The sequence below is a fragment of the Micromonospora sp. BQ32 genome, assembly GCF_059358895.1.
Window position 1 is genome coordinate 138,827 of sequence record NZ_JCADBI010000012.1, and the last position, 13,309, is coordinate 152,135.

Consider the following 13,309-nt stretch of genomic DNA (forward strand, 5'->3'; position numbering starts at 1 on the left):
GGAGCCGGCGCGCCAACCCTCTAGTACGCGCCCTTGCGGGCGAGCACCACCCCGACCGTGCGCCACAGGATGCTCAGGTCGTACGCGAGCGACCAGTTGTCGACGTAGTAGAGGTCCAGTCGGACCGACTCGTCCCAGGACAGGTCGGAGCGGCCGGAGACCTGCCACAGGCCCGTCATGCCGGGGCGGACCAGCAGGCGGCGGCGGACGTCGCCCAGGAAGTCACCGTCGTCGGCCGGTAGCGGGCGCGGCCCGACCAGCGACATCTCACCCCAGAGCACATTGATCAGCTGCGGCAGTTCGTCCAGCGAGGTGGCCCGGAGGAAGCGTCCGACCGGGAAGACCCGGGGGTCCTCCTTCATCTTGAACAACATGCCGTCGGTCTCGTTGCGGTCGACCAGGCTGGCCAGCCGCTCCTCGGCGTTGACGTACATGGTCCGGAACTTCCACACCCGGAACGTGCGCCCCTCGTGCCCCACCCGGGGCTGGCGGAAGAAGACCGGCCCGGGGTCGGAGATCCGGATCGCCACGGCGATGGCCAGGAAGAGCGGGATCAGCAGCAGCAGGCCGAGACCGGCGGCGACCCGGTCCATCAGGTTCTTGGCCAGCAGCGCCGGCCCGGAGAGGGTCGGCTCCTCGACGTGCAGCAGCGGCAGACCCTCGATCGGCCGGATGTGCACCCGGGGGCCGGCGATGTCGGTCAGCTGCGGGGCGACCACCAGGTCGACGCCGGAGCCCTCCAACTGCCAGGCCAGCCGGCGCAGCTCGCCCGGCTCGGCGCTGGCCGATCCGCAGACGGCGATGGTGTCCCCACCGACCTCACGGACCAGGGCCAGGACGTCGCGCCCGGCGTACACCGGAACCGGGGTCGGCATGCCTCGGGCCGCCGCGTACCCGTCGGTGATGTGGATGGCGACGGGCATCAGCCCGGCGGCCGGGCTGCGGGTGACCGCCGCGTAGACCTCCAGGCACTCGGGCAGGGTGCCGACCAGCACCATCCGGTGCGCGGCCTGACCGGCCCGCCGACGGATGTAGTGCAGCGCCCAGCGGGCCACGAAGCGGCCCCACAGGATCAACAGCAGGGCACCGAGCAGCGCCGTGCCGACCGTCCAGCGGGACAACTCGGTCTTGGTGGCGAAGGCGAGGAACGAGACACTCGCGGCGACCGTCACCCCGGCCCGGATCACCCGCTTGAACTCGTCCGGGCCGAGCCCCAGGTAGCGGCGGTCGTAGGCCCGGTTGCTCCAGAGGATGATCACCCAGCCGAGCGGGAGCAGCAGATAGGAGATGGTGTGGAACCAGGTTGGGTCCTGCTTGGTGCCGGAGAACCCGGAGGCGGCCTGGTCGAAGAGCTGGATCGCGATCCAGCTGGCGAACGCCGCCGCGCCGAAGTCGAGCAGCAGCAGGATCGCCGTGTAGGGCCGGTGCCAGCGGGAGACGCGGCGTCGCGCTCGGGCCCACGCCGACCGGGGTACGCCGTTGTGGGACGGCGGCGTCGGCGGCTGGATCTCGAAGCTGTCGACGTGCCGCACGAGTCTGCTCCGGCCTTCGTTGGTTACCGGGCGCTGGAGGCTTGCCGTCACCTCACCCATGTCCTCCCGCATGACACGGGCCGCTCACTCGCCGTGAAGGCCCGGTCGCCCACCGTCCCAGTCTCCCACGCGTGCTCCGACCGGTCGCCGCCCCGAAGGAGATTGGCGACCGACGGTGCTGGCGGGATCTGGCCGGCTCCGCACCATTTCAGAAGCCGGGGACCGGGCCACTATACCGATGGATGCGCGTGTGGCGAGAAGGGCGGACCGGAGCTTCCGCTCAGTGAGGGTGATTCCGCTCCGTAGTCATGGAGTGGAATTACTCACCGTACGAGGCGGGACAACCGTCGGTCAGCGAGCGGCTTGCCGCCGGTCTGACAGGTCGGGCAGTACTGGAGGCTGGAGTCGGCGAACGACACCTCGCGCACGGTGTCCCCGCACACCGGACAGGGCAGCCCGGTGCGGGCGTGCACCTTCAGCCCGGAGCGCTTCTCGCCCTTGAGCTCCGCGGCCCGCTGACCGAGGGACCGCTCGACCGCGTCGCCGAGAACCTGTCGGGTGGCGGCGTGCAGGGTGGCGATCTGGGCGTCGGTGAGCCGATCGGTGATCGCGAACGGGGACAGCTTCGCGGCGTGCAGGATCTCGTCGGAGTACGCGTTGCCCACCCCGGACAGCACCGCCTGGTCGGTCAGCACCCCCTTGACCTGCCCCCGCCGGCTCCGCAGTCGCTCGGCGAAGGTGGGCAGGTCCGCGGCGAGCGCGTCCGGACCCAGCTTGGCCACCCCGGGGACCGCCGCGAGGTCGGTGACCAGATAGGCGGCCAGCTTCTTCTGGGTGCCGGCCTCGGTGAGGTCGAAGCCGGAACCGTCATCCAGGCGTACCCGGACCGCGATCGGACCCTTGCCCGGACGCAGCGGGGTGGTGGCGGGAAACGCCTCCCGGTAGTGCAGCCAGCCCGCTCGCGCCAAATGCACCACCAGGTGCAGATCGCCCTCGAAGCGGACATCGAGGAACTTGCCGTGCCGACTGGCGTCGACCACCGCCCGACCGGCGACCTCGGTCGGTGCCGGCTGGTACGTCTTCAGGGCGCTGATCGCGGCGATCTCCAGCCGATCGACGCGCCGCCCCACCGCGCGCTGACGCAGGTAACCCGCGAGCGCCTCAACCTCCGGTAGTTCGGGCACGACACAACGGTAGCCTTCTTTGCCGTGAGCGTGAGGAATGAGCTCGCGAGTCCCGCAATCGCGAACGAGAGGCGAGCTCCGTGAGAATCGTGGTGGCACACAACCGGTACCGGGAAGCCCAGCCGTCCGGTGAGAACACGATCGTCGACTCGGAGATCGCTCAGCTCACCGCCGCTGGCGTCGAGGTGCTGCCCTTCATCCGCAGCTCGGACGAGATCCCGTCGATGTCGAAGATGGCGAAGGCGCTGCTGCCGATCTCGCCGATCTGGGCGCCGCGCGCCCAGCACGACCTGAGCCGGCTGCTCACCGAGCACCGACCGGACGTTCTGCACCTGCACAACCCGTACCCTCTGCTCTCGCCCTGGGTGGTGCGGACCGCGCACCGGCACGGTGTGCCGGTGGTGCAGACGGTGCACAACTACCGGCAGGTCTGCTCGTCGGGGATCTACTTCCGGGACGGCGTGATCTGTCAGGACTGCAAGGGCCGGGCGTTGGGTGTGCCGGCGATCAAGCACCGCTGCTACCGCGACTCGGCGGCGCAGAGCGCGCTGATGGCGACCACCCTGGCCGTGCACCGCGGCACCTGGCGCTCGGTGGATCGGTACATCGCGCTCACCTCGGCGATCGCCGACCACCTCCGCGACTACGGCATTCCGGACGAACGCATCGTGGTGAAGCCGAACTCCGTACCCGACCCGGGTCGGCCGGCGCCGCTCGGTGACGGGTTCCTCTACATGGCCCGGCTCTCCCCTGAGAAGGGCGTCGACCTGCTGCTGGACGCCTGGCGTCGGCACCCGGTGGGTGCGCTGGGCACGCTGCGGGTGGCCGGCGACGGTGAGCTGCGCGCCCTCGTGGAGGCAGCCGCCGCCGAGCGACCCGACGTGGTCTACCTCGGTCAGCTCGACCGGGCGGGTGTGCAGGCCGCGGTCGAGGCGAGCGCGGTGGTGATCGCCGCCGCGATGTGGCACGACGTGCTGCCCACCGTGATCATCGAGGCGTTGGCGAGCGGTCGGCCGGTGCTCGGTACGGCGTTGGGCGGCATTCCGTACCTGGTCGGGGCGGACGCCCCGCACGAGCCCGCCGGCACCGGGCCCGCCGAGATCGCCTCCGCGGTCGCCGGGGGAGGTGGCGGGTCACCCATGCCGGCGGGGATCGGCCTGGGCGAGGCCGGTTGGGTGGTGGCCCCGGAGCCGGCCGCGCTCGCGGCCGCCCTGCCGGTCGCCCGCGCCGGTGCGTCCGGGCTGACCCTGGCCGCCCGCGCCCGCTACGAGCGCACCTTCCACCCCGACGTGGTCACCAAGCAGCTCATCGACATCTACGCGGGCCTGGCCCGCACCCCCAACCACGTCTGAGCCTCGTCCGGGCGGCCCGCGCCGCCCTGACCCCCGGCCTGGCCTGATCGCGCTCGATCCAGGATGTAGTCCCCATCCGGCTGCTCCGAGGCCACTACATCCTGGATCAAGCGCGATCTTGGCGGCGGACACCGCAACTTCGGGGACGTTGGGTGGATCTTGCGGACGGGCGGCGCGTTGAGGGTGAGGGTAGGGGCAGGTGGCTCAGCGCAGGGAGGCGCGGGCCGAGAAGGCGATGCTCGCCAGCAGGAAGCCGCCGTTGACGATGGTGAAGGCGACCATCACCCAGAGGACCAGCGCGGGGGCCACGGCGAGCACCAGGGCAGCCACGAAGACCACCGCGCCGTAGTCGCGGACCAGCTTCACCAGGCGCACCGGCAGCGAGGTCGAGGTGACCATGCTGGCCGCGTTCGGGCCAGCCTGCATCACCGACGTCACCAGGTTGACCATCCAGGTGCCCGCGAAGGTCGCCACGAGCCAGGTCGGCGTGGCCGGCTCCTGCGCCACGGCGGTGGCGGCCAGGGCCGCCACCAGGGCGATCTGCGCGGCCACGTCGCAGAGCACGTCGACGCGGGCGCCGGCCGCGCTGCCCTGGCCGGTCACCCGGGCCAGTTGCCCGTCCGCACAGTCCAGGGAGTACGCCACCTGCCAGCCGACCAGGGCGAGCAGGCCGACCACCCAGGCCGGTACGTCCCCGGCGGCGACCGGGACGGCGAGCGCCACCACGGTGACCGAGGTGGCCAGCCCGAGCACCAGGTTGGTGATCGTCAACGCGGTCGGTCGCAGCCCGAGCCGCTGGGCGACGAGCGCGAAGACGGCCCCCAGCCACTGGCTGATCGACTCGCTGAACAGGCCGCCGCCCCGGTTCACCCGGTGGAAGTCGGCGACGGTGGGACGGGGGTCAGCCAAGCTGGTCGCGGATTGCACCGGCGTAGTCTGCCAGCCGCTCCCGGGTCTCGGTAGGCGACAGTGCCAGGTGTTCGAGGATGGTGTACCGGTCCGGCCGGGTACGCGGCGCGAACTGCACCGCCTCGATGAACTGGTCGTCGGTGAGCGCCACCTCGGCGGGGAGCCGGGGCAGACCGTGCCGGGCCAGGCAGGCCGACATCTCCCCGAAGCGGCGGAGGTCTCCGCGCAGCCAGGTGCAGAACAGCGCGCCCAGCCCGGCCAGTTCGCCGTGCGAGGCGGTGCCGGGGAAGAGCGAGTCGACCGCGTGCATGATCTCGTGGCAGCCGCCACTGCACGGACGGCTGGTGCCGTCGACCGCCATCGCCAGGCCGCTGGAGATCAACGCCTCGGCGAGGACGATCACGAAGGCGTCGTCGCTCATGTCGCCGGGGTGGTTGAGCACCGCCTCGGCGCCCGCTCGGGACAGCGAGGCGGCCAGCCCGTCGACCGGCTCACCGCGTACCTGCCGGGACAGCTCCCAGTCGGCCAGCGCGCTGATGTTGCTGATCACGTCGCCGATGCCGGCCCGGTTGTGCCGGTCGGGGCCACTTTCCACGAAGTCCAGGTCGACGATCACCCCGATCGGGATGTGCACGCCGTAGGAGCCCTTGATCCCGTCGGTGATCAGGCTGGCCACCGGGGAGGCGATCCCGTCGTTGGCGAGGCTGGTCGCCACCGACACCATCGGCAGCCCTCGGCGGGTCGCCGCGTACTTCGCCACGTCTATGGTCTTGCCGCCGCCGATGCCGACGACGGCGTCGTACGACCGGGCGCGGAGTTTGCCGCCCAGGTCGTCGGCGGCGTCCAGCGTCCCGCCGGAGACGGTGAAGACGTCCGCCGAACGCAGCGACGGTCGGATCAGCTCCGCGATCTGGGTGCCCTGACCCGGGCCGACCACCACCGCGACGTCACCCCCGGAGGAGATCCGCCCGTCGGCCAGGATCGCGCCCAGGTCGGCGACCGCCCCGCGTCGCACGTCGATGTGCAGCGGGGTGAGGACGCTCCGAGCTAGTAGCGGCACGCGATCTCCCGCGCGCGGGCCAGGTCGGCGTGGTTGTCCACCTCGACCCACGGGACGTCACCGATCGGCGCCGCCCGCACCTCCCCGCCCCGGTCGGAGAACTCCTGGTAGCCGTCCTCGTAGTAGAGGTTCGGGTCCCGTCGCCAGGTCGCCTCCAGCGCGTCGGCGAGGGCGTCGGCGACCTGCGGCTCGATCAGCGTCGCGCCGATGTACTCCCCGTACGCCTCGCCCGGGTCCATCAGCTTGGTGATGCGGGTGAGCTGGCCGGCGGCGTCGAAGGTGGTCTTCATCTCCTCCTCGGCCAGCGGCTTGAGGGTGTCCACGGCGAGCAGGATGCCCGGGCCGCGCTCGGCGAGCAGGGTCTTCTCCACGCTCACCGGGTGCACGGTGTCCCCGTTGACCAGCAGCACCCCGCGCGCGAAGTACTCCCGGGCCAGCCAGAGCGAGTAGGCGTTGTTCCACTCCTCGGCCTTGTCGTTGTGCACCAGGGTGAGCGTGACCCCGTACCGCTTCTCCAGGTCAGCCTGCCGCTCGCGGACCGCGTCCGCCGCGTAACCGACGACGATCACGATGTCGGTGAGCCCGACCTCGGCGAGGTTGCCCAGCGCGATGTCCAGGATCGTCACCTCGCCGTCCACCGGCACCAACGCCTTGGGCAGGGTGTCGGTGTACGGGCGCAGCCGTCGTCCCGCTCCGGCCGCGAGCACCATTCCGATCATCGCGACATCCTCCCTCGTCCTGCTCCGGTCACCGCTGGAGGATAGCCCCGGCCGGGTGCACCGCTCCGGCCAACCGGGTCAGCCGGGCAACGCCGCCAGGTCGGCCAGCATGGTCAGGCGCTCCTCCGCGCTGAGCGCGGCGTACGGGCCGGCCGCCCGCCGGTCGGTCTCCAGCTCGATGGCGAGCCGCTCGGGGCCGGCTGGCAGGGCGGCGATGCTCGTCGCGGTGTGCCCGGCGGCGGTCCAGGCGGCGGCGTGCGCGTCGGCCCGGTGGTGTCGCAGCGTGCCGAGCCGGTTGAGCAGCAGCACGCCCGACGGGGTGCCGTCCGGCTCGTACGGGGGTGCCAGCGCGGCGAAGGCCGAGCCGCCTCGGTCCCCCTCCTCGTCGGCCAGCACCAGGGCGTACGACAGCAGTCGGCCGAGCAGGGCGACCAGCCGGGCCACCCGGTCGTCGTGACCGGCCCACAGCTCCTCGGTGACCTCGGCGTGCACCTGGTACAGCTCGGCGAGGAAGGCGGCGCCACGCTCGGTGGCGGAGAGGGCGCCGTCCGGGCCGCGGTAGATCATCCCGTGTGCCACCTGCTTGTCCACGGTCCGCCGGCAGGCGACCGGGTCGTGGTAGCGGGTGATCGCCGCGAACCCGGGCCCGTCGACCGTGCCGCCGGGTGCGGCCAGCCGGGTGCGCAGGTCGACCAGGAAGCCGGTGGCCGTCACTCCGCCGTAGCGCTGGGACAACTCGGCGCCACCACCGTCCCGGCCGGCCAGGATGCCGGCGCGGAAGGTCCGGTCCACGGCCGGTGCGAGCAGCCCGGCGATCCGGTGCGGCGCCAACTCGACGGTGTTCACAGTCCGATCGACCGCAGGACGGCGAAGCCCTCCTCCGCGATCCGCCGGATCAGCCCGTCGTTGACGTCGCGGTGCTCGTCGAGCATTGTCACCTCGTGCTCGGCCAGCCAGCGGTACTCGGTGTGCTTGCCGGCCTCCAGCGTCGGGCGGTCGAGGTCACCGTCGACGCGGACCAGGAAGTCGTACTCGGTCCGGGCCAGGCCGTCGTCGCCGACGTAGCTGTACTCGCCCACCTGGCCCAGGACGTGCGAGAGGACCCAGCCGGTCTCCTCGGTGATCTCCCGGCGGAGCGCCTCGTCGATGTCCTCGCCCGGCTCCAGGTGGCCGCCGACAATGTCCCAGCAGTTGGGAAACAGGCGTCGGTGTGGTGAGCGGCGCTGAAAGAAGATGCGGCCGTCATGGTCGACGATCAGCGCGCCGGCGCAGCGCAGGGGCTCGGTGGACACCATCCGACAGTAGCCAGCGTCCGCAGCTTGTGCGATGCCGCTCTTGTCCCGGAAACATCCACCGACCACCATGTCCGTACCGAATGCCACCGTCCCAAAGGGGTGATGCGTGATGCAGGTACGGGATGCGATGTCCAGCCAGGTCCTCGTCGTCGGTCCGGAGCACACGCTCCGCCAGGCGGCCCGGATGATGTCGGCCCGCGGTGTCGGGTCGGCGGTCGTGATCGACCCCGACTCCGAGGGTGTGGGGATCATGACCGAACGCGACGTGTTGAAGGCCATCGGCGCCGGCCTGGACTGCGACGTGGAGCGCACCGGCGCCCACCTGACCTGGGACGTGGTCTACGCGGGGCCGGAGTGGACGGTGACCGAGGCCGCCGCCGCGATGGCCCGGGGTGGGTTCCGGCACCTGGTGGTGCTGGACGGCCGGGAGGTGGCCGGCGTGATCTCCGTCCGGGACATCATGCGGGTCTGGTCGGAGAGCCAGGCGGTCGCCACCACCTGACCGGGGGTGGTGTGCCGGGCGGGATCGATGGGTAGACATCCCTTGCGGGCGCGGAGATGCCGTGGCCCGTGAGGGAGGTCCCGATGCGCGACGCGGAGCGGCTGGTCGAACAGCAGTACGCCATGCTCCTGCGTCGGGACGTGGCCCGGCTGCCGGATCTCTACGCCCCGGAGGCGTTCTACGCCATGCCGGGCGTGACGGTCCGTCCGATCGAGCTGCCCGCGCTGCTGCGCACCTGGACCGGCGCCTTCGCAGACCTGCGGGTCGACCCGATGGGCGCGGTCCGCACGGGCGGTGGCGCCGCGGTCGAGCTGCGGCTGACCGGCACCCACACCGGCACCCTGCATTCGCCGTACGGCACCGTCGCGCCCACCGGCCGGCTGGTGAGCTGGGAGGTGGCCGACGTGGTCCGGGCCCGCAAGGGTCGGATCACCGCCTGGCGCTCCTACTTTGACTGGAGCCAGCTCCTCGACGCGCTGGGCGTGCAGCTGGAGGGACTTTCCCGGGCCGCGCAGCACGACGCGCTCGCCCTTCCGGTCTGATCTGCCGCCGACCGGTGGAGTGGGGTCACCCGACCCGGTGGCTCAGGATGCGGACATCGCCGTGCCGACCGCGCGTTCCCCGCCGCCGCCCGTACGCTCAACATCCATGACCGCCGAGCAGTTGATCTCCTTTGCCCGTGGGGCTCCCTCGCTGGACATCGTCGATGTCGAGGGGCTCAAGGCCGCCGCCGTCCGCGCCTTCGACGCCGACCCCGCGGGGGTGACGGCGTACGGCACCTCCGTCGGATACCTTCCGCTGCGGAAGTGGATCGCCGAGAAGCACGGGGTCGAGGCCGACCAGGTGCTGGTCACCAACGGGTCGCTCCAGGCCGACGCGTTCCTCTTCGATCATCTGGTCCGCCCCGGCGACGCGGTGGTGGTGGAACGCCCGACGTACGACCGGACGCTGCTCAACCTCCAGCGGATGGGCAGCGAGCTGCACGGCATCTCGGTCCAGCCGGACGGCCTGGACACTGCCGAGCTGCGCAAGCTGCTGGAGTCGGGGGTCCGACCCCGGCTCGCGCACGTCATCCCGAACTACCAGAACCCGGCCGGCATGACGCTGTCCCTGGAGAAGCGCCGCGAGCTGCTCGACCTGGCCGCCGAGTACGAGTTCACGATCTTCGAGGACGACCCGTACGCGGACATCCGCTTCCGTGGTGAGGCGCTGCCGTCGATGCTCTCGCTGGACACCCGCAACGTGGTGGTGCACGCGTCGAGCTTCACCAAGACGGTCTGCCCGGGGGTGCGGGTCGGTTACCTGGTCGGCTCGGCCGACCTGATCGCCTCCATCGCGAAGAACGCGACAAGCCTCTACATCTCCCCCGGCATGGTGTCCCAGGCGATCGTGCACCAGTTCTGCGTCTCCGGTGACATCGACCGCTCGATCGAGACGGTCCGGGCGGCGCTGGGCGAGCGGGCCCAGGTGCTCGCCGAGTCGTTGCGCCGGCACCTGCCGCAGGCGCGGTTCGTGGAGCCCGACGGCGGCTACTTCCTCTGGGTGGAGTTCCCGGAGGACGTGCTGGTCGACCGGCTCGCCCCGGCGGCGGCCGAGCGCGGGGTCGCCGTGGTCAAGGGCAGCGACTTCGTGCTCGACGGCGGGCGGCACGCTCTCCGGCTGGCCTTCTCGGCGGTGACCGCCGACCGGATCGACGAGGGCGTCCGGCGGCTCGCGGAAGCCGTCGAGGCCGTCCGCAGCTGAATTGTCTGTCGGGTTCCTGACAGAACGACGATGCCGGCCGTCCCGGGGCTCCCCTCCGGGCGGCCGGCTGGCCCACAATGCTGCGAGCGTCACCCCGTCAGCTGCGGAGCTCACCGCCCGGCCTCCGGGCCGGCCCCGCCCGGGTTGACGCGGCAGCACAACCTCCCGCCCCCACAGGTGCCGGGCGGGCCGTGTCGTCCCCCGCACACCCCCCGATGCGGCCCGGCCCGCCCGGCGCCGCCTCCACGCGACCGCCGTCACACCGGTCCTCCACCGTGATCGGCGTAGCCTGCAAGCCGCAGCTGAGCGCGGGAGGTGACGCGATGACGGATCGGACAGAGCGGGACCGGACGGCACCGTCGACCACCGGTCGGGGCCTGCGACCTCGGGCGTGGCCCTCCCCGGTCCGGGCGATGACCCGGATCCTCAACGCCGACGGCTCGCCGCCCGTGCCGGCCCCGACGGGCACCGGCCGCAGCGCGGTGGTCGACTGCGCGCTCTACGTCGACGGCAAGCGGCAACCCGGCGACTGGACGTATGCGGAGGCGCTGGAAGCGGCCCGCCGCGAGGAGCACGGCTTCGTCTGGATCGGCCTGCACCAGCCGGAGCTGGCCGAGATGACCGCCATCGCGGAGACCTACGGCCTGCACGAGCTGGCGGTCGAGGACGCGGTCAAGGCCGAGCAGCGCCCCAAGCTGGAGCGGTTCAACGACGTCGTCTTCCTGGTGCTGCGCACCGCCCGTTACTGCGAGCACACCGAGCTGACCGAGAACTCCGAGGTGGTGGAGACCGGGCAGGTGATGCTCTTCATCGGCCCGAACTTCGTGATCAGCGTCCGGCACGGCGATGCCTGCCGGCTCGCCCCGATCCGCGCCGACCTGGAGACCAAGCAGGAGTTGCTGCTGCATGGCCCGTGGGCGGTGGCGTACGGGGTGACCGACCGGGTGGTCGACCTCTATCTGGAGGTGGCCGACCAGATCGAGGACGACCTGGACGTGCTGGAGGCCGAGGTCTTCGACCGCAACAGCCATGGTCGGATCCAGCGGATCTACCAGATGAAACGGGAGCTGGTGGAGTTCAAGCGGGCGGTGGTGCCGCTGCAACGGCCGCTGATGACGCTGACCTCCCAGGTCAACCGGGACGTGCCCAAGGAGATCCGCAAGTACTTCCGGGATGTGCAGGACCACCTGAGCCGCACCGTGGAGCAGGTGAACTCCTACGACGACCTGCTGAACTCGATCCTCCAGGCGCGGCTGGCCCAGGTCACCGTCGACCAGAACAATGACATGCGCAAGATCGCCGCCTGGGCGGCCATCGCCGCGGTCTGGACCGCCATCGCCGGCATCTACGGGATGAACTTCGACAACATGCCCGAGCTGAAGATGACGTACGGCTATCCGGTGGTGCTCGCCCTCATGCTCGGCATCTCGTTGGCCCTCTACCGCTGGTTCCGCCGCAACGGCTGGCTCTGACCGCGCAAGGGTGCTCTGCGCCGTCCCGTGCTGATCTTGCGATAGCGCCACCCGACGCGAAGCGCCGACGAGCGGGGTGAACCCACCCGCCGGCGCCCGATGCGCTACTGCTGACCTCAGCGGCGGCCGTTGGTGCGGGCGGTGTCCTTGCCCAGCGCCTTGGTGAGGTCGTCGGTCGGCCGACCGGAGGCGTCGGTGGCGCCCTCGGCGACCGACGGGACCTTGTCGGTCGGGCGGACGGCGGTCTGCTTGGCCGGGGCGGTGGTGCTGGCGCTGGAGCCGCCGGCCACCGCCGAGCTGCCCGCGCCGGTCATCCCCGCCGCGCCGGACATGGCGGACCCGTCGGACCCCCGGGCGGCGGACGGCGTACGCACCTCGATCGAGTCGACCTCGTCGCGCATCGGCTCCAGGGTGCTGCGGGTCGGGTCGTACTCGGCCCACTCCTGCTGCTCCCGGCGGCGACGCAGTGCGACCGCACCGGCCAGGCCGGCGATAGCACCCGCCGCCAACAGGCCGGTCATCATCGAGCCGCGACGGCGCGGCTGCTTCTTCTTACCGGTGATCCGCATGGTCTTCGACTTGGCCTTCCTGGTCAGCGGCCCTGCCTGGGCGGCGCCGTCACGAGCAGCCGCCGCCAGCGGTGCCAGCGTGGTGAGAGTCGTCCCCCAGCCGGTCGACGCCCGGTCACGTACCTTCGCGGCGGTCGGTGCGACGTAGCCCCGGGCCACCTGGACCCGCGGGCCGACGGTCGCGCCAGCGCCCTTCGCGGCGTGATTGGCTGCCAGCATCAGGTGGCTGATGCTCTGGTTCAGCTCGGCCTTGGCCAGCTGTCCCTGGGACTTACGCCGCCCGAATCCAAACACGGTCCTACCTCCTGGGAGTTGTTCCTTCGTCATCCTCCACCTTCGGATGCCTCCGCGATGCCAGATCGGGCACATGGGAGGATCCGCATGGAACTGACCAACGAGTGAGGAGTACCCGTGGCCGAGGCTGTCTACGCCACCCTGCACACCAACGCTGGCCCGATCCGGCTGGAGCTCTTCCCCAACCACGCGCCGAAGACCGTCCGCAACTTCGTCGACCTGGCCGAGGGCAACCGTGAGTACACCGACCCGCGCACCGGTCAGCCGGGCAGTGGTCCGTACTACGACGGCACCATCTCGCACCGGGTGATCAGCGGTTTCATGGTCCAGATGGGCGACCCGACCGGCACCGGCCGGGGCGGACCGGGCTACAAGTTCGCCGACGAGTTCCACCCGGAGCTGCGGTTCGACCGTCCCTACCTGCTGGCGATGGCGAACGCCGGACCGGGCACCAACGGTTCGCAGTTCTTCATCACCGTGTCCCCGACGCCGCACCTCAACAACCGGCACACCATCTTCGGCCAGGTCGCCGACGAGGAGTCGGTGAAGATCGTGGATTCGATCGCGAACACCCCGACCGGTCCGAGCGACCGTCCGCTGCAGGACGTCGTCATCGAGCGGGTCGAGATCGAGCGGTCCGCTTCCTGAGCGACTGGCGAGGTACCTTTGCTCGCATGA

At 71.3% G+C, this 13,309-nt stretch carries 14 protein-coding genes; 6 read left to right on the forward strand and 8 right to left on the reverse strand.

The annotated features are described in order from the left end of the window. Positions 1–20: 20 nt before the first annotated feature. On the reverse strand, positions 21–1,592 hold the full coding sequence (locus AC5L30_RS22320) for a sugar transferase (protein WP_494869685.1): 1,572 nt from the start codon (positions 1,590–1,592) through the stop codon (positions 21–23). A gap of 263 nt (positions 1,593–1,855) precedes the next feature. Beyond that, positions 1,856–2,716, reverse strand: a complete 861-nt coding sequence (locus tag AC5L30_RS22325) for an Fpg/Nei family DNA glycosylase (protein ID WP_494869582.1) — start codon at positions 2,714–2,716, stop codon at positions 1,856–1,858. An 80-nt stretch (positions 2,717–2,796) separates the two neighbouring features. Here AC5L30_RS22325 and AC5L30_RS22330 point away from each other — a divergent pair, with 80 nt between their 5' ends. Continuing rightward, positions 2,797–4,068, forward strand: a complete 1,272-nt coding sequence (locus AC5L30_RS22330) for a glycosyltransferase family 4 protein (RefSeq protein WP_494869584.1) — start codon at positions 2,797–2,799, stop codon at positions 4,066–4,068. A gap of 204 nt (positions 4,069–4,272) precedes the next feature. Here AC5L30_RS22330 and AC5L30_RS22335 read toward each other — a convergent pair whose 3' ends face one another. The 5 genes from AC5L30_RS22335 to AC5L30_RS22355 all read right to left on the reverse strand — a co-directional run bounded on the left by AC5L30_RS22335 (position 4,273) and on the right by AC5L30_RS22355 (position 8,051). Further along, a complete protein-coding gene (locus AC5L30_RS22335) occupies positions 4,273–4,995 on the reverse strand; it encodes a CDP-alcohol phosphatidyltransferase family protein (RefSeq protein WP_494869585.1) in 723 nt (240 codons plus the stop codon). Next, positions 4,970–6,037: an iron-containing alcohol dehydrogenase family protein gene (locus AC5L30_RS22340; protein WP_494869587.1), complete on the reverse strand. Its 1,068-nt coding sequence runs from the start codon at positions 6,035–6,037 to the stop codon at positions 4,970–4,972. Before AC5L30_RS22340 ends, AC5L30_RS22335 begins: the two co-directional genes overlap by 26 nt. Beyond that, positions 6,025–6,756 carry a phosphocholine cytidylyltransferase family protein gene (locus tag AC5L30_RS22345; RefSeq protein WP_494869588.1) on the reverse strand — a complete coding sequence of 244 codons (732 nt, stop codon included), beginning with the start codon at positions 6,754–6,756 and terminating at the stop codon, positions 6,025–6,027. Before AC5L30_RS22345 ends, AC5L30_RS22340 begins: the two co-directional genes overlap by 13 nt. A gap of 78 nt (positions 6,757–6,834) precedes the next feature. Then, positions 6,835–7,602 (reverse strand): hypothetical protein, encoded by a 768-nt coding sequence (locus AC5L30_RS22350; RefSeq protein WP_494869590.1) that lies wholly within the window; start codon positions 7,600–7,602, stop codon positions 6,835–6,837. Next, positions 7,599–8,051: an NUDIX domain-containing protein gene (locus AC5L30_RS22355; RefSeq protein WP_494869592.1), complete on the reverse strand. Its 453-nt coding sequence runs from the start codon at positions 8,049–8,051 to the stop codon at positions 7,599–7,601. Before AC5L30_RS22355 ends, AC5L30_RS22350 begins: the two co-directional genes overlap by 4 nt. 109 nt (positions 8,052–8,160) lie before the next feature. Here AC5L30_RS22355 and AC5L30_RS22360 point away from each other — a divergent pair, with 109 nt between their 5' ends. The 4 genes from AC5L30_RS22360 to corA all read left to right on the forward strand — a co-directional run bounded on the left by AC5L30_RS22360 (position 8,161) and on the right by corA (position 11,768). Beyond that, on the forward strand, positions 8,161–8,553 hold the full coding sequence (locus tag AC5L30_RS22360; protein WP_210782688.1) for a CBS domain-containing protein: 393 nt from the start codon (positions 8,161–8,163) through the stop codon (positions 8,551–8,553). Positions 8,554–8,636: 83 nt separating this feature from the next. Further along, positions 8,637–9,095: an ester cyclase gene (locus AC5L30_RS22365; RefSeq protein ID WP_494869593.1), complete on the forward strand. Its 459-nt coding sequence runs from the start codon at positions 8,637–8,639 to the stop codon at positions 9,093–9,095. A 106-nt stretch (positions 9,096–9,201) separates the two neighbouring features. Beyond that, positions 9,202–10,296, forward strand: coding sequence for an aminotransferase-like domain-containing protein (locus AC5L30_RS22370; protein ID WP_494869594.1), 1,095 nt, complete (start codon positions 9,202–9,204; stop codon positions 10,294–10,296). 323 nt (positions 10,297–10,619) lie between these two features. Then, positions 10,620–11,768: a magnesium/cobalt transporter CorA gene (gene corA / locus AC5L30_RS22375; protein ID WP_494869595.1), complete on the forward strand. Its 1,149-nt coding sequence runs from the start codon at positions 10,620–10,622 to the stop codon at positions 11,766–11,768. 116 nt (positions 11,769–11,884) lie between these two features. Here the strand turns inward: corA and AC5L30_RS22380 are convergent, their stop codons facing one another. Beyond that, a complete protein-coding gene (locus AC5L30_RS22380; RefSeq protein WP_494869597.1) occupies positions 11,885–12,664 on the reverse strand; it encodes a hypothetical protein in 780 nt (259 codons plus the stop codon). A gap of 84 nt (positions 12,665–12,748) precedes the next feature. On the opposite strand from AC5L30_RS22380, the gene AC5L30_RS22385 reads away from it, so the two are divergent. Beyond that, positions 12,749–13,279, forward strand: a complete 531-nt coding sequence (locus AC5L30_RS22385; RefSeq protein ID WP_091396894.1) for a peptidylprolyl isomerase — start codon at positions 12,749–12,751, stop codon at positions 13,277–13,279. Positions 13,280–13,309: the final 30 nt, after the last annotated feature.

Coding starts and splice junctions, on each gene's coding strand:
- AC5L30_RS22370 (WP_494869594.1), top strand. CDS start 9,202: ATGACCGCCGAGCAGTTGATCTCCTTTGCCCGTGGGGCTCCCTCGCTG.
- AC5L30_RS22360 (WP_210782688.1), top strand. CDS start 8,161: ATGCAGGTACGGGATGCGATGTCCAGCCAGGTCCTCGTCGTCGGTCCG.
- AC5L30_RS22380 (WP_494869597.1), bottom strand. CDS start 12,664: ATGACGAAGGAACAACTCCCAGGAGGTAGGACCGTGTTTGGATTCGGG.
- corA (WP_494869595.1), top strand. CDS start 10,620: ATGACGGATCGGACAGAGCGGGACCGGACGGCACCGTCGACCACCGGT.
- AC5L30_RS22365 (WP_494869593.1), top strand. CDS start 8,637: ATGCGCGACGCGGAGCGGCTGGTCGAACAGCAGTACGCCATGCTCCTG.
- AC5L30_RS22355 (WP_494869592.1), bottom strand. CDS start 8,051: ATGGTGTCCACCGAGCCCCTGCGCTGCGCCGGCGCGCTGATCGTCGAC.
- AC5L30_RS22320 (WP_494869685.1), bottom strand. CDS start 1,592: ATGGGTGAGGTGACGGCAAGCCTCCAGCGCCCGGTAACCAACGAAGGC.
- AC5L30_RS22345 (WP_494869588.1), bottom strand. CDS start 6,756: ATGATCGGAATGGTGCTCGCGGCCGGAGCGGGACGACGGCTGCGCCCG.